A 17671-nucleotide genomic window follows, 5' to 3' on the forward strand; every position below is an offset into this window, starting at 1 on the left:
CCGAGTCGCTGTTGGGCTTGCTGGGTGGCTTGGCCCTATGCCGGGAATGCACGGGCCGCTCTTGTTTTCTACGCTCTCTTGCGGGAGCGGCTGGATCATCCAGTCGCCGCATTGTGTCAGTTCGCCGCAAAGCACCTAGCCATGGCTGCCGCTAGCAGCTATAGCAAAATGGCATAAGTGAGGAGACGATAGAACATGAATTTGCAGCAGATAGAGACCTTTGTGCATGTGGCCGAGACCGGCAGCTTCAGCAAGGCGGCCGTGCTGCTGGAGACGGCCCAGCCCGCACTGAGCCGCCAGGTGCGGGCGCTGGAGACCGAGCTGCGCGAAACCCTGCTGATCCGTACCGGCCGCGGCGTGACGCTGACCGACGCGGGCCGCCGCCTGCTGGAGCACGGCCACGCCATCATGCAGCGTGTGGCGCTGGCCAAGGAGGATCTGGGCAGCCAGCGCGACGAGCCCGTGGGCCGCATCGTGGTGGGCCTGCCGCCCAGCCTGGCGCGGCGCTTGACGCTGCCGCTGATCGACCTGTTCAGCAAGGACATGCCCAAGGCCCGCCTGGCCGTGGTCGAGGGCTTTTCCATGAACATTGCCGAATGGCTGACCTCGGGCCGCATGGACCTGGGCCTGGTCTATACGCCCGAGCCGCATCCGCACATCGAGGTCACGCCCGTGCTGGAGGAGCGCCTGTGCCTGATCGGCCCGGCGCGCACCCTGGGCGGGCGCAGCGGCGTGCGCTTTGACGAGCTGTCGCAGTTCCCGCTGATCATGCCGCAGCACGGCCAGATCTTCCGCAAGCTGATGGAAGCGCAGGCCACGCTGTCCCAGGTCAAGCTCAACGTGGTCTGGGAAGTGTCCAGCGTGCCGGCCATCCTGGACCTGGTGCGCGGCGGCTACGGCTACGCCGCGCTGACCGACAGCGCCATGCGCAGCCACCTGACCGATGCCGAGCTGGTGGGCATTCCCATCGAGTCGCCCCATGTGGTGAGCACGCTGTGCCTGGCGCAGTCGGCCAAGAAAAAGGCCACGCCGCTGATCCGCAAGACCTCGCTGGCCCTGCGCGAACTGAGCCAGCAGGTGTGCGCGCCGCTCTGAGCGGCTGCAGCGACGGCGGCAGGCCGCAGGTCAGCAGGCCTCAGAGCAGCGGCCGCAGCTCCCGCGCCGCCTCCTGCAGCAGCGGCAGCAGCTCGGCCGCCATGTCGGCGGGCGCCATGCGCTGGGGCGATGTCACGATGTTGAGCGCGGCCACCGTGCGGCCCTCCATGTTGCGCAGCGGCACGGCCAGGGCCTGCACGGCCAGCTCATGCTCTTCCAGGGCCAGGCAGAAATCCTGGCGGCGCACTTCGTCCAGCACGCCTTCGAGCGCTGCGCTGTCCGTCACCGTGTGGGCGGTCAGGCGCCGCAGATCGTGCGATGCCAGCCATTGCCTGAGCTCGGCCGCAGGCAGGGCGGCCAGCAGCACGCGGCCCGTGGAGGTGGCATGGGCGGGCAGGCGGCTGCCAAGGTGCAGGCCGTGGGCCATGAGGCGCTGGCCGCGCTCGTGCAGGGCGCTGCGCGCGACGATGACCACCTCGTGGCCATCGCGCACCACGCAGGAAAACGACAGCTGGGTCTGCGCCGCCAGCCGGTAGAGCACGGGCTGGACGATGCGCGGCAGCCGCGCCGAGGCCAGGTAGCTGCCCGACAGCCGCAGCACCTTGGGCGCCAGCCAGAAATGGCTGCCGTCCGTCTCCAGGTAACCCAGGTGCGTCAAGGTCAGCAGATGGCGGCGCGCGGCCGTGCGCGTGATGCCAGAGCGCTCGGCCGCCATGGTGGCGTTCAGGCGCTGGCGCTCGGTGTCGAAGCTCTCCAGCACGGCCAGGCCCTTGGCCAGGCCGGCGATGAAGTCATCCGGGTCGATGGGAAAGGGCTGGTTCATGGGCGGGGAGGGCGGGCATGCAGGTAGTGCGCGATTGTCGCGCAGTTTGCGCGATCACCGCGCAACGCGTGCTGCAGCCCCTCGTCTTTGCGCTGCCTCAAAACTAATCTTGGGCGCAGGCCATGGCATGAACCGGCCATGACATCGAACAACGCAACGGAGACAAATCAATGCGCACCCAAGTCGCCATCATCGGTGCAGGCCCTGCCGGCCTGCTTCTCGGCCAGCTGCTGTACCGCGCAGGCATAGACAACGTCATCATCGAGCAGCGCAGCGCCGGCTACGTGCTGGGCCGCATCCGTGCCGGCGTGCTCGAGCAGGTCACGGTGGACCTGCTGGAGCAGGCCGGTGCCGACGCCCGCATGCGCGCAGAAGGCCTGCCGCACGACGGCATCGAGCTGCTGTTCGGCGGCCAGCGCCACCGCATCGACCTGCACGGCCTGACCGGCGGCAAGCGCGTCATGGTCTACGGCCAGACCGAGGTCACGCGCGACCTGATGGAAGTGCGTGCCGCCGAGGGCCTGACCACGGTCTACGAGGCCAGCAACGTGCAGCCCGTGGGCTTCGATGGCGACAGCCCCGTCGTGCGCTATGAGAAGGACGGCCAGGTCCATGAGCTGCAATGCGACTTCATCGCCGGCTGCGACGGCTTTCACGGCATCTGCCGCGCCAGCGTGCCCCAGGACAAGGTGCGCACCTTCGAGAAGGTCTACCCCTTCGGCTGGCTGGGCCTGCTGTCGGACACGCCGCCCGTCTCGCACGAACTGATCTACGCCCAGACCGAGCGCGGCTTCGCACTGTGCAGCCAGCGCAGCGCCACGCGCAGCCGCTACTACCTGCAGGTGCCGCTGACCGAAAAGGTCGAGGACTGGAGTGATGAAGCCTTCTGGAACGAACTGCGCCTGCGCCTGGACCCCGAGGCACGCGAGCGCCTGGTGACCGGCCCCTCGCTGGAAAAGAGCATTGCCCCGCTGCGCAGCTTCGTGACCGAGCCCATGCGCTTCGGCCGCCTGTTCCTTGCCGGTGACGCGGCCCACATCGTGCCGCCCACGGGCGCCAAGGGCCTGAACCTGGCCGCCTCGGACGTGGGCTACCTGTCCAGCGCCTTCGCGCAGTACTACCGCGACAAGGCGCCCGAAGGCATCGACGGCTACTCCGAGCAATGCCTGCGCCGCGTCTGGAAGGCCGAGCGTTTTTCGTGGTGGATGACCTCGCTCATGCACCGCTTTCCCGACGCGGGCGGCTTCGACACCAAGGTGCAGGAGGCGGAACTGGACTACATCGTCAACTCCCGTGCAGGCTCGACCTCGCTGGCGGAGAACTATGTGGGGCTGCCGCTGGTGTGATTCAGCAACGTTGGGTTGCTCAGAACTTTGCTATATGGTGAACGGTTCGGAAGCTAGCGAGAGTAGTCGGAAGCATCTGCCTCGCATAGCTCGAATTTTGAACGCACAGCCTATGTCAGGACGGAATAACACTTGCTGCAAGTGTTATTCCCGAATTACACAGGATTTGTTATTCCATGGTTCCATATGAAACGTCTTCGCGATCACCCCATTCTTTGCAAGCCTGTTTGCCAAAAATAGTAACGGATTTATCCTGCATCTGTGCGGCTAGAAGCATGACGTAGATGGATTTGCCTTGCGCCGTTCCCAGGTTGATTGCCCATTGATTATTATTGCCGCAGGCAGGTGAGCCTGTTTTTATTCCCGCAGTAAAAAATAGGTAATTATCCGCGTTCACGATCAAGGTAGTTACCTTGCCGGAGGATGTTCCAGCTGTTGCTGCAACGGCCTGGGTTATAAAGAAAATAGCGGCGAGGGTCTTTTTCATTTTATTCCTTTGTATTGATTGGGTTTTGCAGGCTGCATTTAATCCAGCAACAGCATGAATAGCGGAGCTATAAGTTTTTTTGTTTCATTGCCAATTTGGTAGCTGACAATTAAGCTTGTGCCCATATAGCTGTAAAAACCATGAATCATGATATGGTAATTTCCTGGCGAAGGTGATGGAAAATTGCATTGTTCATTGTTTCCACTAACCCAAGGGCGGCAGTCCCAAGTATCCAAAGTTGGCTGTTGTGCATATCTGACATAAAGATCCAAATCGCCGGAGCCACCACGTGTTTCAATTCGCAAATTCTTGGCGCCGGGTGGAATTGAAGCCGAATAGTACGCAGTCGAGTTTTGTGCGCCTGAGAGATTGGAGATTGTGATTGGAGTTACATATTTCAAAGAACCAGTGGCAGCCGGGTCAAAGGTTGCAGTAATAGTGACGCTGCTATCGGCCGTAATGGCGCAGATGCCGGTGCCAGAGCAGTTTCCGCCACTCCATCCGGAAAAAATGCTGCCAGATGCAGGAGATGCCGTGAAATTCAATATGGTGCCCCTGGGAACCGTGAAGGTGCACACGGCCTGATTGCAGGATTGTATATTGCTGGATATGGATCCCTGTCCTTGGCCCGCTTTCGCCAAGGTGATTTGCACATTCGTTTCCACGAATTTGGCAGCTACGCTAACAGTACTATTCATCATGACAATGCAAGTACCCGGTTGGCCAGTGCAAAACTGTGTCCATCCTGCGAAAGCGTATCCGGTATTGGGTGTCGCTGTGAGGGAGACATATGAGCCATGGGGGAAGCTTGCTGCGCAAGAACTGCCGCAATCTATCCCTGCTGGAGAGCTTGTAATTCTTCCCCCTCCCAATGTCTGTACGTCCAGGACATGGTATTGGGTGCTGCCACCCGTGATGCCGAGAGCGGCAGCCAGGTTGATGCGTGGCTTGATGATGCCGTTGCGGGGGTCAGCCACAGGTGTTCCTGTGTTTTTGAATGTGTTCAGTATTTCTGTGACAGTCGCACTGGGATTTTTCTGCTTCAGGATGGCCCAGCCGCCCGCAACATGGGGTGCTGCCATCGAAGTTCCATCACGGAATCCATAGGTATTGTCGAGAAGGGATGAATATACTTGAGAGCCGGGAGCCAACAGGCTGAGGAAATGGGCTGAATTGGAGTAGCAAGCGACAGAGTCTAATGCTGATGTTCCAAGGTAATTTCCTTCGCAGTTGTTGCCGGAGCCTGATCTGGCCCAGCTGGCTCCAACGCTGACTGCTGTTGAGATGCAGGCAGGTGCAGACACTCCTCCTGGATAACCGTTGTTCCCTGAGGCAACCACTGTGGCAATGCCCGCACTGGCTAATTGATCGATGATGGCCTTGACGCTGGATTGCTGGGAATCGCAGAACCCGGTGTAGTATCCTCCCCCTAGACTTACATTGACGGAGGCAATTTTGTAAATGCCTCTAAGGCTATATACGCGTTCGAGGGCTTTGATTTGATCTGCGCTGTGCGATGCGGTGCAAGGAGCAGATTTTCCTAGTCCGGCGCAAACGGAAAAATCATTGATTCTGGAGAAAACCTGTATTGCAATGATCTTTGCATCCTTCGCGACTCCAGAGAAACCACTGGTTCCAGAACCTGCAACAATGCCTGCAACATGGGTTCCGTGATCGCAGCCTTCCAAGCTGCAAGGCAGGGCAGAGTCGATGGCCGTTGACTGCGTAACCCCTCCCGGACACAGCGATTGTACGGAGCTGCCAGAGGTCGAAGAGTAACAGGCCTCGGAAACGACTTTGCCTTGAAGAAAGGGATGGCTTTTGAGAACGCCTGAATCCAGAACCGCCACGGTCTGGCCGGCGCCGCTATATCCGGATGCCCAAGCGGTATTTCCACCAATGTGGGGGACGCTGCTATACACGCTAGGGATGGCGAGCTGGTCCCGTTCAATGCTGATGACTTCGGGGGAGTTGGCCAGATCGGCCAATTCACCGGGAGTCACGGTCAGACCCATGAAGGGAATGGTCTCGAAACGGCTCACGGCGTCAGGCGTTGCCGCCAGCGAGGGAAGGCGTTGCAGCATCGACGATTGCATCAGAGCAATTTCGTCACGCTGTTGAGCCACCGCTGAGGCTGACAGCCAAGCTTCTCGAGAAAACGGTACACGCAAGCCCACGATAACCTTTACGTGGCCTGCTTGTGCTGCAGTTTCTTGGAGCCCGCTCAGAGTGGCTATCGTCGATTCATCATTACGTTGAGCAACGGGAGTGTCAGCCTGCGATGCAAGCAGTACGCGTTCCTGGGCACTGGCAGCCAGCGAGAGTGTCAAGGCCAGGCTAAAAACGGAAAAGATCCTGGCGCTGATGACGGCGAATGTTTTTCCCTTGGGATTTCTGTTGGCTGCTGTGTTCACAATGCCCTTTCTTGAGGACGGAGAAGGTACTGAAGATTTTACGGTCCGCTACTTATCCCGATTGTAGGTGACAAAATGTTTCTTGCGATGGGCTTGTGGCTTCGCTGTCTGGTTCGACAATGGCTGCGAACGGTGACCTCGAAGCCAGCCAGGTGTGCAAGACGTCATCCAATCTTTGCGGTGCAGCTGCTGCCTTTAATCTGCCTGCGTTAGGTATATCCGGTTGATGTATTGCAGCGATTGATGGGAAAAAGAAGGTGGCCTTCGATCTTAGGATGGGTGCGATCCGGTGCCCATAGCTCTGTGTAAAATTGCGCTGTAGATCGCCGCGCGGGCCGCGCACCAAGAGTAAGCTTGCCGGCCATGGCGCACATCACGTTTCCCCCTCCCTATATCGCCCCCCAGAATGCAGCGCAGTCGCTGCGCGACGCAGGCTATGCGGTGCTGCGCCCCGATGAATTCGCGGCCTGGGCAGGCGTGTCATTGACCGAGCTGCATGCGCTCGATGCCGACTGGGCCCAGCTGCCGCCCGATGCCTTCCTGAAGGACGGCGGGCGCTACCGGCGCCGCCGCCATTCCTGCTTCATCGCCGGGCAGGACGGGCTGCAGCAGGTGGAGCACCGCGCGCACTGGCAGCCGGTGGAATACAACGCCCTGCATGGCGGCATGCTGCGCATGTTCGATCCCATGCGCGACGCCACGGCGCAAAGCGCCACCTGGAGCCGGCTGCTGCTGGCGCTGGCCGGCCTGTCCGACCAGGTGTTCTGCGCCCAGGGCGATGATGTGCAGCACGAGCGCTGGTTCATCGAGTCCCACCAGTTCCGCATCGACACCACGGACGGCATTGGCCGGCCCACCCCCGAAGGCGCGCACCGCGACGGCGTGGACCTGGTGGCCGTGATCCTGGTCGGGCGCGAGGGCGTGAAGGGCGGCGAGACACGCATCTTCGAGGCCACGGGCCCCAGCGGGCAGCGCTTCACGCTGACCGAGCCCTGGTCGGTGATGCTGCTGGACGATGCCCGCATGATCCACGAGACCACGCCCATCCAGCCCGAGCAGCCGGGCGGCGTGCGCGATACCCTGGTGCTGACCTATCGCCGCCAGGGTTTCCAGGGCTCGGAGCTGACGCGTCGCCGCAAGGATTGATGCAGCTCAAGACGCTGGCGCATGATGGGCGCACACTTTGGTTCATCGACCCGGCCGCCCCCGATTGTTGACGGCGGCCAAGCACAAAGGAGAAAACGCATGTTCAAGCACATCCTGGTTCCCGTGGACGGCTCCAACAGCTCGATGCTGGCGGTACACAAGGGCGTGGAGCTGGCCAAGGCCTTTGGCAGCACGCTGACGGCGGTCTACGTGGTGGACCCCTATCCGTTCACGGGCGTGGGCGCCGACTTCGCCTACGGCCAGTCGCAGTACCTGAGCGCGGCCACGGCCGAGGCCAACACTACGCTGGACGCCGTCAAGAAGATTACCGACGAGGCCGGCATCACCGCCACCACCGTGGTGGGCGAAGGCCATGCGGTGCACGAAGGCATCGTGCGCGTGCTCGAGAGCACGGGCGCCGACCTGATCATCATGGGCTCGCAAGGCCGCCGTGGCCTGGAAAAGCTGATGCTGGGCAGCGTGACCCAGCGCGTGCTGGGCGCCGTGCGCGTGCCGGTGCTGGTGGTGCGCGAGTAATCACCGGGCCGCTCGGCCCTTTGCCGGGTGAAACGTCAACGGCTCCCTCGGGAGCCGTTTTTGTTGGTGCGCTGCAGGGGGAGAGGGCGCTCAGCGATTGAGCAGCCGTGCCAGCCAGCCCTTTTTCTTGCGCTGCAGTTCCAGCTCCTGCAGCACTTCGTTCTTGAGCCTTTCCTTCTCGGCGGCAGGACTGGACTCGCGCGCCATGCGCAGATAGGCCTTGGCCGAGTCCACGTAGCCGGTGTCTTCGTTGCGGATGTGGTTGAACAGCCAGCGCGAGAGCATGCCGTGCAGCTCGGCGGCCACGTCCTCGCCTGCATCGAAGCGGGTCTGCATCTCGATCACGCGGCGCGTGAACAGCTCGTGCACCTTCTTGTGCGGGCCGGCGAACATGTAGCCGGCGCTCTCGATCAGGCTTTCCTCGAACACGAAGTGCGAGACGGTGTAGTCGATCATCTCGCCGATGACATCGCCCAGGGCCTCACGGTCGGGCGACGAGCGCAGCTCGTAGAGCTTGTTGATGTAATCGACGATGCGGCGGTGCTGCCGGTCGATTTCTGCAATCCCGGTGTCCAGCTCGGGGACCCAGACCAGCAATGCCATGACGTTCTCCAGGAATTCGGTGATTTCCAGAGAAGTATTCACGGGACTGTCACATAGCTCCTTGATGCAGATCAGGCTGATCTGCATCAATGAAATGCGGCGTTGGCCATTGCAGGCGGTGCCGGGCATGCAGCCCTGGCACCGCAGGCATGTCACTCGATCTTGGCGCCCGAGGACTCGACGATCTGCTTGGACTGCTTGAAGTCGGCCTGGAACATCTTGTCGAAGTCGGCCACGCTCATGGACTGGGGCTCGGCGCCCTGGGTCTGGATGGCGTCGCGCACTTCGGGCATGGCCAGCAGCTTGTTCACTTCGGCGTTGACCTTGGTCACGACGGCCGTGGGCGTGCCCTTGGGCATGAACAGGCCGTACCAGGTGCTCACGTCAAAGCCCTTGAGGCCCGATTCGGCCAGCGTGGGCGTGTCGGGCAGCGAGGACGAGCGCTTGGCCGATGTGACGGCGATGGCGCGCAGCTTGCCGGCCTTGATCTGGCCGATGGCCGAGGGCACGGAGGACACCAGCAGGTCCACGTTGCCGGCCAGCGCATCCATCAGGGCCGGGTTGGAGCCCTTGTAGGGCACGTGCACCAGTTGGATGCCTGCGGCCTTCTCCAGCAGCACGCCCGAGATGTGGATGCTGGTGCCATTGCCCGGCGAGCCGTAGGTCACCTTGCCCGGGTGCTGCTTGGCAGCGGCCACGATGTCGGCCAGGGTCTTGTAGGGCGAGTTCACGCTGGTGGCGATCACGATGGGCGTGTAGGCCACGTGGGCCACGGGCACCAGGTCCTTGACGGGGTTCCAGGGCAGGTTCTTGTAGAGATAGGGGCCCAGGACCACGTTGTCCTTCTGGCCCATGACCATGTCGTAGCCCGTGGGCGCTGCCTTGGCGGCCTCGGTGATGCCGATGGTGCCGCCTGCGCCCGCGCGGTTGTCGGGCACCACGGTCCACTTGCTGACTTCGGTGAGCTTGTTGGACACCACGCGCGCGAGGATGTCGGTGCCGCCGCCGGGCGGGAAGGGCACGATCATGCGCACGGGCTTGTTCGGATAGTCGGCAGCCGCACCTTGGGCGGCTGCGGAAAAGCTCAGGCCCATGGCGGCGGCCACGGCGGTGCAGGTGATCAGTTGGCGGAACATGAAAGAAGAAACTCCAGGGTCTGATGGGGCGGTGCAACCCTCTCGCAGCGGACCGGCAGTGCCGGGCCGCCCATGCGGTGGGTTGTCGATGATCGGGGAGGGTGGTTCCGCCATCTTGCATTGGGAAACCCGCTATTTGGGCGGATTTCCGCAATCTGTGCCACAGGGGCTTCCACCAAGGAGCAGCTTGTGCCTGCTCCAGAGGGAAGCGGGCTATTTTATGCCGCCTTGGTGCCTGGCCGCAGGCCAGGCGCTCAGCCCTGCGCCAATTGCGCGTCCAGCACGCGCACTGTCTCGTACAGCACCCGGGTGCCGTCCAGCAGCTGGGCGGGTTCTATCCATTCCTCGGGCGCGTGGCTGCGGCCGTGGAGGCAGGGGATGAAGATCATGCCCATGGGGCCGGTGGGCGCCATGTAGACGGCGTCATGGCCGGCGCCACTGGGCATGCGCATGTGGGCGTAGCCCAGGTTTGCGCAGGCCTGCTCCACGCCCTGCATGACGGGCGCGGAGCAGTCCGTGGGCTGGGAGCGGCTCACGTCGGCCATCTCGGCACGCACGCGCAAGGCGGCCAGGCCGGGCAGGACTTCGGCCAGCAGTTCCTCGGGGAAGCGCTCCAGCACGCCGGCGTGGTCGCTGCGCACTTCCATCATCATCTCGACCAGGCCGGGCACGGCGTTGGAGGCATTGGGCGTAAGCGAGAGCCGGCCCACGGTGGCCACCACATAGTGGGGTTGGCCATTGAGCGCAGCGGCCTTGCGGTTGGCCGCATCGATGATGCGCGCCGCGCCCACCAGCGCGTCCTGGCGTATGTCCATGGGCGTGGTGCCTGCGTGGTCGGCCTGGCCGCGCACGGTGAAGCTCACGCGGCGGATGCCCACGATGTTCGTCACCACGCCGATGGGCAGGCCGCGCTGCTCCAGCACCGGGCCCTGCTCTATGTGAAGCTCCACAAAGGCGGCCGTGCCTCCGGCGCTGCGCAGCGGGCGGTCCAGCGCCTCGGGCCGCGCGCCGATGCGGCGCATGCCTTCGGCAAGGGTTTCGCCCTCGGGGTTGCGGGCGGACAGCATGGCGGCGTCCAGCTTGCCCGACAGCGCGCGGCTGCCTATGCAGGAGATGCCGTAGTCGCTGGGTTCTTCGGACAGGAAGTCGATCACCTCGAACGGGTGCTGCAGGGCGATGCCGTTTTCGTGCAGGCAGTGCGCGACCTCGATGCCGGCCAGCACGCCGATGATGCCGTCGAAGCGCCCGCCCATCATCACGGTGTCGCAGTGCGATCCGGTGGAGATGGGCGCGCGTTGCACCGGGCCTGGGGCAGCCGGCAGGCGGCCCACCAGGTTGCCGCCCTCGTCCAGATGGACCTGCATGCCGGCTGCCTCGAACTGCCCGCGCAGCCAGGCACGGGCCTGGACGAATTCAGGGGAGAAGGCGCGGCGCGTCCACGGCACGTCGGGCAGGGTGAAGGTGGACAAGGTCTCCACGCGGCGCCACAGGCGCTCGGCGTTGATGGGAGGAAGGTTGGGGGCGGAGGAAGCGGGCAGGGCGGTCATCGGTCTCGGTGGCGTCTGGGGCAGCTGGGATCGGGCAGCCCGAATTCTCGCGCGAAAAAAGCAGTCCTCACGGCAGGGGGCGCAGGCCCGCCAGCAGACGCTCGAGCGTGTCGAAGCTCACGGGTTTGACCAAGTGGTGGTCCATGCCGGCTTCCCGCGATCGTCTCAGGTCCTCCTCCTGACCCCAGCCCGTGAGCGCGATCAGCACGACCTGGTCGCGGCCGTGCTCTGCACGGATGCGGCGGGCGACCTCCAGGCCGTCCATGCCGGGCAGGCCGATGTCCAGCAGCACCACTTCGGGCCTGAACGCCGCGTGCATGGCCAGGGCCCCGGGGCCGTCGCGGGCAATCTCGACTTCGGCGCCCAGCAGCCTGAGCAGCATGGCCAGGGTGTCGGCCGCGTCGATGTTGTCGTCGACCACCAGGATGCGGCCGAAGGCCGTTGCATCCTCGGGCTGGGCATTCGGTGCCTGTCCCGCCAGGGGCTGCGCCTGGGTGGGCAGGGGCAGGTGCAGCCTGAATTCGCTGCCCTGGCCCTTGCCTTCGCTGAGCGCCTGCACGCTGCCGCCGTGCATCTCGACCAGGCTGCGCACCAGGGTCAGCCCGATGCCCAGGCCGCCCTGTCCACGGCGGCCGTTGCGGTCCACCTGCATGAACAGATCAAACACCTTGCCCAGCAGGGCGGGCGGGATGCCTATGCCGTTGTCGCGTACCGAGACCACGGCCTGCGCACCATCGGTCCAGGCGGACAGAACGATGTGGCCGCCGGAGTGCGAGTACTTGGCGGCATTGTTGAGCAGGTTGGAGACCATCTGCGCCAGCCGCATCGGGTCGGCCAGCAGCGATACGGGCGCGGCGGGCAGTTCCAGGCGCAACTGGTGGCTGCCTGCCTCCAGGACCGCGCCGCTGGCCGCCACCACGCCTTGCAGCACATCGTTCAGGTCCACCAGTTCCTTGCGCAACTGGACCTTGCCCGTGGTGATGCGCGAGACCTCCAGCAAGTCGTCCACCATGCGGATCATGTGGTTGACCTGGCGCTCCAGCATCTCGTGGCTGTGGCGCACGCTGTCGTCGCCGTTGGCGGTGCGCTTGAGGATTTGCAGGCCGTGGCTGATGGGCGCCAGTGGATTGCGCAGCTCATGCGCCAGCGTGGCCAGGAATTCGTCCTTGCGTCGGTCGGCTTCCTTGAGGTGGTACTCGGCCTGTTTGAGTTCGGTGATGTCCTGGATGACGGAGCAGGTGCCTATGAGCTGGCCGTCGTCATCGCGCAGCGGCGCGCAGCTGACGCGCATCCACCATTCGCGGCCATCGTCGTCGGTGTGCAGCATCTCCAGACCCGGCATGACCACTTCGCCGCGCAGCGCGCGCTTGCCGGGCCAGTTCTCGGGGGCAATGGGCTGGCCCTTGTCATCCCATCCCTTCCAGCGCGGCATGCGGTCCGCCAGGGTGGAAGGAATGGCGCGCGGCACGAAGCGGTCCATGAGCGCATTGCTCAATACCATGGTGCCGCTCATGTCGGAGACGCCCACGCCCGCAGGCATCTGGTCGATGATGGCGCGCAGCTTTTTCTCGTTGGCCTGCACGGCGACGTGGACCTGTTCGCGCACACGCACCAGCTGCAGCAGCGATGCGATGCGCGCCAGCAGCTCGCGCGCCGAAAAGGGCTTGACCAGGTAGTCGTCCGCGCCTGCGCGCAGGCCTTCGACCTGGGCCTCCTGGCCGGCCCGCGCGGATAGCATGATGACGGGAATGGCACGCGTGGTCTCGTCACTGCGCAGCGCATGCAGCAGCTCGAAGCCGTCGAGCACGGGCATCATCACGTCGGCCAGCACCAGGTCGGGCCGCTGGCGGTGGATGCTGGCCAGCGCGGCGCGGCCATCGCCCACGATCTCCACGTCATACAGCGGCTCCAGCAATTGGCCGATGTAGCTGCGCATGTCGGCGTTGTCATCGGCGCAGACGATGCGGGCACGCGGGGGCAGGGCACCACCGTGCATGTCCCGCTGCATGGGCCTGGCTTCGTCGCTGGCAGCCGGGGCGGGCTCGCCGGGCAGCCAGCGCAGGGCCTCATCCACCTGCGGGTGCGATGCAGGCGGGCGCGCGGGCCGGTGTTCGGCCGGAAGATGCGCATGCCCCCTGGGCAGGCGCACGGTGAAGCGGCTGCCTTCGCCCTCCGTGCTGCTGACCGTGACGGTGCCGCCATGCAGCCGCGCCAGCTCCTGCACCATGGCCAGGCCGATGCCCGTGCCCTCGTGTGTGCGGGCCGGCTTGCCGGGGATGCGGTGAAAACGCTGGAAGAGATGGGGCAGGTGCTGGGGCGCAATGCCCGATCCGGTGTCGGTGACGGACAGCTCCACCGCACCATCGGCCCCGCCCGCGCCGTGCGCATCATGCACATCGCGCAGCGCCACTGCGATTTCGCCTTGCAGCGTGAACTTGAAGGCGTTGGACAGCAGGTTGAGCACGATTTTTTCGTACATGTCGCGGTCCACATGGACCGGTCCGTCCAGCGGCGGGCAATCCACGCGCAGCCGCAGGCCGGCTTGCTCCACGGCCGAGCGGAACATGCTGGCCAGCTCGGCCGTGGTGCGGGCCAGGTCCGTGGGCTCGTAGCTGGCCTGCATGCGCCCGGCCTCGATGCGCGAGAAGTCCAGCAGGGCGTTGACCAGTTTTTGCAGGCGCAGCGCGTTGCGGTGGATCATCTGCGTCTGCCCGGCCGGCACCTGGCCGCCGTGCTCGCGCAGGGCATCTTCCAGCGGGCCCAGGATCAGGGTCAGCGGGGTGCGCAGCTCGTGGCTGACGTTGGAGAAGAACACGGTCTTGGCGTGGTCCACCTCGGCCAGGGCCTTGGCGCGCCGCGCTTCCTGCTCGTAGGCCTGGGCGTGCGCGACCACGCTGCCCGTGTGGCTTGCCACCATGTCGAGGAAGGCGCAATAGTCCTCATCCAGCGGACGGCGCGGGCTGACGCCCAGCACCATCACGCCCGATACCTGGCCGTCGCCCGACCAGCGCACAGGCACGATGCGCGCCAGACGCGAGGCCTCGGGCCAGGGGCCGCCGGGCAGGGACAGGCCCAGGGGCGCCAGTTCCACATTGGCGGGCTGGCCCGGCTGGGCCACCTGATGCGCCTGATGCGCCTGGTCCGTTAGGTCCGCTCGGTCCGATGGATCGGATTGCACGGCCCGGTCCAGCGGCCAGCGCGAGGGGTCGGCCGCCAGCTCCATATCCAGATCCATGCCCGTGGCGCAGAGCATCCTGAAGGCCGGGCCGCTGGCGCCTGCGCTGCCCGCGGCAGGGGTGTCCACGCATTCGTAGATGATGGCGAAGGGCACGTCGTAGGGGTTCTCGTCCAGCACGGCGCAGACTTTCTGGGCGGCATCCCTGGCGTTGTGCATGTCCAGCGTGCGTATGCCCAGGCGGTGCAGCGTCTCCAGGCGCCTGCGGCTGACGATTTTTTCCGTGGTCTCGGTGCAGGGGCAGAACACTCCCTGCACGGTGACGCCGTCATCGGCCAGGATGGGGCCGTAGGTGAAGGTCACGAAGACCTCTTCCTGCGGCAGGTCGCGGTCGAAGAAGTAGCGGGCGTCGGTGGACCAGGTGGCCTCGCCGGTACGCATCACGCCTTCCAGCATGGGGCCGATATCGCTCCAGATCTCGCTCCAGCAGTGCGCGCCGGCCTGGCCCAGCGCCTGGGGGTGCTTGCTGGTTCCCAGGAAGGGGATATAGCCATCGTTGTAGATCAGGCGGAAGTCTTCGCCCCACCAGATGGTGATGGGAAAGCGCGAGCCCAGCGCCAGGCTCACGGCGTTGCGCAGGGTCTGCGGCCAGCCGTCCGGCGATCCCAGGGGCGTGGCCGCCCAGTCGTGGGAACGCACGCGTGCCGGCATTTCGCCGCGCTGCGGCAGGAATCGAAAACTGTCTTCTGAGTTCACACTTTCTCCCACGGCAATTGCGGGTCTCGGGTCTCGGGCCTGGCCGCAGTCGCGGCTATTTTGACTTGGACTGGCCCGCTTGCCTGCCCCGGCCCGAGCCCGACAGCTTGCCGCCGCCGCTTTGCCTGTTCACGGTGGCCCAGGCGCGCTTTTCAGCTTCTTCGTGGCCCACGCCGCGCCTCACACCGTGCGTTTCGTAGCTGTCTTCGATATGCCGAGCCTGGCGCTTTTGCTTATCGGTATAGGCCGATTTGTCACCTTGTGGCATGTCACTCTCCCTTGCGCGTCTGTTCCTGCTCCGGGGACGGTGGCAGCTCGATGGGCGGCGCCGTGGTGGGCGGGTCGATGGGCTCGGGCCCGCGCGGGCGGCCGGGCTGGCGGTTGGGATCATCGGGGGCCACGGGGTCGTTGGGCGTGGTCGGCACCTGGGGAATATTGGGTGCGTGAGGCAGAGGGTGGTTCATGGTGCGTGTCCTTTTGGGGGTGTGTGGTGATGAGCGGTGGATGCCGGCTCAGCGCGCAGGCGTGGAGGTGGGGGCAGGGGCCGTGGCCGGATCAGCCTGCTGCGGCGCGGCGGAAGGCGCGGGCGGCGACACGGGCTGTGTCGCGGGAGACGGTGAGGGCGACGGTGAGGGCAACGATGAGGGCGAAGGCGTTCCAGTCGCTCCAGTGGCGCTGGGCGCATCCAGCCGGCCCTTGGGGGCCATGAAGTTGAACATCAGCACCAGGATCAGTGCGACGGCGGCGGTGAGTGCGCCTATGCGCAGGGGCCAGCGTCCGTCGCGGATGTGGTTGTTCTCGCTGCGCTGGCGTTCGAGGGGGGCATGCATTCGGCGGGGTGAGTTGTCCATGGCGGGCTCCTTCAGTCCATGAGCTTTCACCTTAGGCCGGGCGGCGGCCTGCAACTGTCGGACAAGGCATGCCCTGCGGGAGCGACAAGCCGCTGCACGGCGGTGGGGCTTGGCAGGACGGGCCGGACAGGCTTTTGGACAGGCACGCCGCTTGCCACAAAGCCAGGTTTCAGGCGTGGCGCCTGCGCCGGTCGGCCGGTTCTATGCGCAGCAGCTGGCGGTATTTGGTGACGGTGCGGCGCGCCACGACCAGGCCCTGGGCACCGAGCTGGCGTGCGATTTCAACATCCGACAGCGGCCGGGCATCGGACTCGGCCGCGATGATGTCGCCGATCAGCTCGCGGATGGCCGTGGCCGAGCAGGCATTGCCGCTGGCGCTGAGCATGGGGCGCGAGAAGAAATGCTTGAGTTCGAACACGCCCGTGGGCGTGGCCATGTATTTGTTGTTGGTCACGCGCGAGACGGTGGACTCGTGCACGCCCACTTCCTCGGCAATCTCGCGCAGCACCAGCGGCTTCATGGCCATGGCACCGAACTCCAGGAACAGCTGCTGCTTGCGCACGATGGCCTGCGCCACGTCGAGGATGGTGGAAAAGCGTTGCTCCACGTTGCGCACCGTCCAGCGCGCATCCTGCAGGTGGTCGGCCAGTTGGTTCTGGCCGCTGCGGCGGTGGCGCTGAAACAGCTGCTCGTAGACGCGGTTCAGGCGCACGCGCGGCACGACCGCGGGGTTGAGGTGCACGTTCCAGCCGTTCTGGCCCCGGCGCACGATCACGTCGGGAACGATGTAGTCCACGTGGGAGGAGCCGAAGTTCCAGCCCGGCCTGGGGTTCAGCCGACGTATGCAGTCCAGCGCCTGCGTGATCTGCGCGGGCGGCACCTGCAGCGCCCGGGCCAGCCGGGGCACGTCGCGGGCGGCCAGCGCTTCCATGTGGTCCTGCACCATGGCCTGGGCCAGCTGGCGCAGGTGGGCATCGCCGATCTGCGGGCATTGCAGCAACAGGCATTCGCCCACGCTGCGAGCGGCCACGCCGGCCGGGTCCAGCGATTGCACCAGGCGCAGGGCAATGAGCATTTCCTGCGCGTCAGGTGCGGGGCTGAGGGCCAGCAGGCCGGCCAGTTCCTGCAGCTCGGTGCGCAGATAGCCGTCGTCGTCCAGCGACTCCACGATGGCGCGGGCCATGCACAGGTCGCGCGGCGTCATCGCCATCACGTTGAGCTGGCCGTGCAGGTGCATGGCCAGCGTGGTCTCGCAGGCCGCCAGATCCATGGCCGTGCCTTCTCCATCCGCCCCCTGGCGCGCGCCGGTATGCATGTCGGCCAGCCACAGGTCGCGGTCGTCGGCGGGTTCGGTGGCGGGGCCCGGCAGGTGGTCGGCCGGGTCGGGCGGGTGCTGCGTGCCGGGGAGATCGCGGTCCATGTCCAGACCGATGCCCATGCCGAAGCCTTCATCCATGCCCGTATCGGAGGTCAGGCCTGCCTCCGGGGCCAGCCTGCCCATGCCGCCTTCCCGGTCCTCTTCACCCAGCTCCTTGCCGTCGAGCAGCCCCTGTTCATACTCGCCGTCCTGCGCATCCTGCGGGTCTTCCAGGAACGGGTTGTCCTCCAGCTTGCTGCGCACCACTGCGGCAAAGTCCAGCGAGGACATCTGCAGCATCCGCACTGCAAGCTGCAGGCGGGGAGAAAGCGTCTGGGACTGGCGTATGTCCGCCCTGAGGTGCATGGAACCCATTTCATCTCCTTGGTGCGATGACC

General features: G+C 65.0%; 15 protein-coding genes. 4 read left to right on the plus strand and 11 right to left on the minus strand.

The genetic code is table 11. From position 1 onward, the window contains the following. The first annotated feature begins 195 nt into the window (after positions 1–195). Entirely contained in the window at positions 196–1095 is a 900-nt protein-coding gene (locus IB269_RS05855) for a LysR family transcriptional regulator (protein ID WP_013801913.1), read from the plus strand. A 40-nt stretch (positions 1096–1135) separates the two neighbouring features. Here IB269_RS05855 and IB269_RS05860 read toward each other — a convergent pair whose 3' ends face one another. Next, the gene (locus IB269_RS05860; RefSeq protein WP_012206162.1) at positions 1136–1918 is read right to left on the minus strand and encodes an IclR family transcriptional regulator C-terminal domain-containing protein; all 783 of its coding nucleotides are present in this window, start codon (positions 1916–1918) and stop codon (positions 1136–1138) included. Between the two features lie 170 nt (positions 1919–2088). On the opposite strand from IB269_RS05860, the gene pobA reads away from it, so the two are divergent. Continuing rightward, the gene (pobA, locus tag IB269_RS05865) at positions 2089–3264 is read left to right on the plus strand and encodes a 4-hydroxybenzoate 3-monooxygenase (RefSeq protein WP_141831513.1); all 1176 of its coding nucleotides are present in this window, start codon (positions 2089–2091) and stop codon (positions 3262–3264) included. A 169-nt stretch (positions 3265–3433) separates the two neighbouring features. Here pobA and IB269_RS05870 read toward each other — a convergent pair whose 3' ends face one another. Both IB269_RS05870 and IB269_RS05875 read right to left on the minus strand, forming a co-directional pair. Further along, positions 3434–3751, minus strand: a complete 318-nt coding sequence (locus IB269_RS05870; protein ID WP_192366633.1) for a hypothetical protein — start codon at positions 3749–3751, stop codon at positions 3434–3436. A gap of 38 nt (positions 3752–3789) precedes the next feature. Beyond that, entirely contained in the window at positions 3790–6165 is a 2376-nt protein-coding gene (locus IB269_RS05875) for a S8 family serine peptidase (protein ID WP_192366634.1), read from the minus strand. Positions 6166–6528: 363 nt separating this feature from the next. Here IB269_RS05875 and IB269_RS05880 point away from each other — a divergent pair, with 363 nt between their 5' ends. After that, positions 6529–7311, plus strand: a complete 783-nt coding sequence (locus IB269_RS05880) for a 2OG-Fe dioxygenase family protein (protein ID WP_043791151.1) — start codon at positions 6529–6531, stop codon at positions 7309–7311. A 99-nt stretch (positions 7312–7410) separates the two neighbouring features. Then, complete coding sequence (locus tag IB269_RS05885; protein WP_012206159.1) at positions 7411–7848, plus strand: universal stress protein; 438 nt, start codon at positions 7411–7413, stop codon at positions 7846–7848. 90 nt (positions 7849–7938) lie between these two features. Here the strand turns inward: IB269_RS05885 and IB269_RS05890 are convergent, their stop codons facing one another. The 8 genes from IB269_RS05890 to rpoN form a co-directional block, all read right to left on the minus strand. Then, positions 7939–8493, minus strand: coding sequence for a bacteriohemerythrin (locus tag IB269_RS05890; protein ID WP_224986183.1), 555 nt, complete (start codon positions 8491–8493; stop codon positions 7939–7941). A gap of 110 nt (positions 8494–8603) precedes the next feature. After that, positions 8604–9587: a Bug family tripartite tricarboxylate transporter substrate binding protein gene (locus IB269_RS05895; protein ID WP_043825246.1), complete on the minus strand. Its 984-nt coding sequence runs from the start codon at positions 9585–9587 to the stop codon at positions 8604–8606. 254 nt (positions 9588–9841) lie between these two features. Beyond that, positions 9842–11134 carry a Zn-dependent hydrolase gene (locus IB269_RS05900; RefSeq protein WP_192366635.1) on the minus strand — a complete coding sequence of 431 codons (1293 nt, stop codon included), beginning with the start codon at positions 11132–11134 and terminating at the stop codon, positions 9842–9844. Positions 11135–11201: 67 nt separating this feature from the next. After that, positions 11202–15065, minus strand: a complete 3864-nt coding sequence (locus tag IB269_RS05905) for an ATP-binding protein (protein WP_318652142.1) — start codon at positions 15063–15065, stop codon at positions 11202–11204. A 55-nt stretch (positions 15066–15120) separates the two neighbouring features. After that, positions 15121–15333, minus strand: a complete 213-nt coding sequence (locus tag IB269_RS05910) for a hypothetical protein (RefSeq protein WP_192366636.1) — start codon at positions 15331–15333, stop codon at positions 15121–15123. 1 nt (position 15334) lies between these two features. Further along, positions 15335–15529, minus strand: a complete 195-nt coding sequence (locus IB269_RS05915) for a hypothetical protein (RefSeq protein ID WP_012206153.1) — start codon at positions 15527–15529, stop codon at positions 15335–15337. A gap of 48 nt (positions 15530–15577) precedes the next feature. Then, entirely contained in the window at positions 15578–15916 is a 339-nt protein-coding gene (locus tag IB269_RS05920; RefSeq protein WP_192366637.1) for a hypothetical protein, read from the minus strand. A 169-nt stretch (positions 15917–16085) separates the two neighbouring features. After that, positions 16086–17648, minus strand: coding sequence for an RNA polymerase factor sigma-54 (gene rpoN, locus IB269_RS05925; RefSeq protein WP_192366638.1), 1563 nt, complete (start codon positions 17646–17648; stop codon positions 16086–16088). Positions 17649–17671 lie beyond the last annotated feature (23 nt).

This window comes from Delftia sp. DLF01 (assembly GCF_014852125.1).
Taxonomy (GTDB): Bacteria; Pseudomonadota; Gammaproteobacteria; order Burkholderiales; family Burkholderiaceae_C; genus Comamonas; species Comamonas acidovorans.

Bases quoted from the DNA above. Each gene is read 5' to 3' on its own strand.
- IB269_RS05855 (WP_013801913.1), top strand. From the start codon at position 196: ATGAATTTGCAGCAGATAGAGACCTTTGTGCATGTGGCCGAGACCGGC.
- IB269_RS05860 (WP_012206162.1), bottom strand. From the start codon at position 1,918: ATGAACCAGCCCTTTCCCATCGACCCGGATGACTTCATCGCCGGCCTG.
- pobA (WP_141831513.1), top strand. From the start codon at position 2,089: ATGCGCACCCAAGTCGCCATCATCGGTGCAGGCCCTGCCGGCCTGCTT.
- IB269_RS05870 (WP_192366633.1), bottom strand. From the start codon at position 3,751: ATGAAAAAGACCCTCGCCGCTATTTTCTTTATAACCCAGGCCGTTGCA.
- IB269_RS05880 (WP_043791151.1), top strand. From the start codon at position 6,529: ATGGCGCACATCACGTTTCCCCCTCCCTATATCGCCCCCCAGAATGCA.
- IB269_RS05885 (WP_012206159.1), top strand. From the start codon at position 7,411: ATGTTCAAGCACATCCTGGTTCCCGTGGACGGCTCCAACAGCTCGATG.
- IB269_RS05895 (WP_043825246.1), bottom strand. From the start codon at position 9,587: ATGTTCCGCCAACTGATCACCTGCACCGCCGTGGCCGCCGCCATGGGC.
- IB269_RS05900 (WP_192366635.1), bottom strand. From the start codon at position 11,134: ATGACCGCCCTGCCCGCTTCCTCCGCCCCCAACCTTCCTCCCATCAAC.
- IB269_RS05910 (WP_192366636.1), bottom strand. From the start codon at position 15,333: ATGCCACAAGGTGACAAATCGGCCTATACCGATAAGCAAAAGCGCCAG.
- IB269_RS05915 (WP_012206153.1), bottom strand. From the start codon at position 15,529: ATGAACCACCCTCTGCCTCACGCACCCAATATTCCCCAGGTGCCGACC.
- IB269_RS05920 (WP_192366637.1), bottom strand. From the start codon at position 15,916: ATGGACAACTCACCCCGCCGAATGCATGCCCCCCTCGAACGCCAGCGC.
- rpoN (WP_192366638.1), bottom strand. From the start codon at position 17,648: ATGGGTTCCATGCACCTCAGGGCGGACATACGCCAGTCCCAGACGCTT.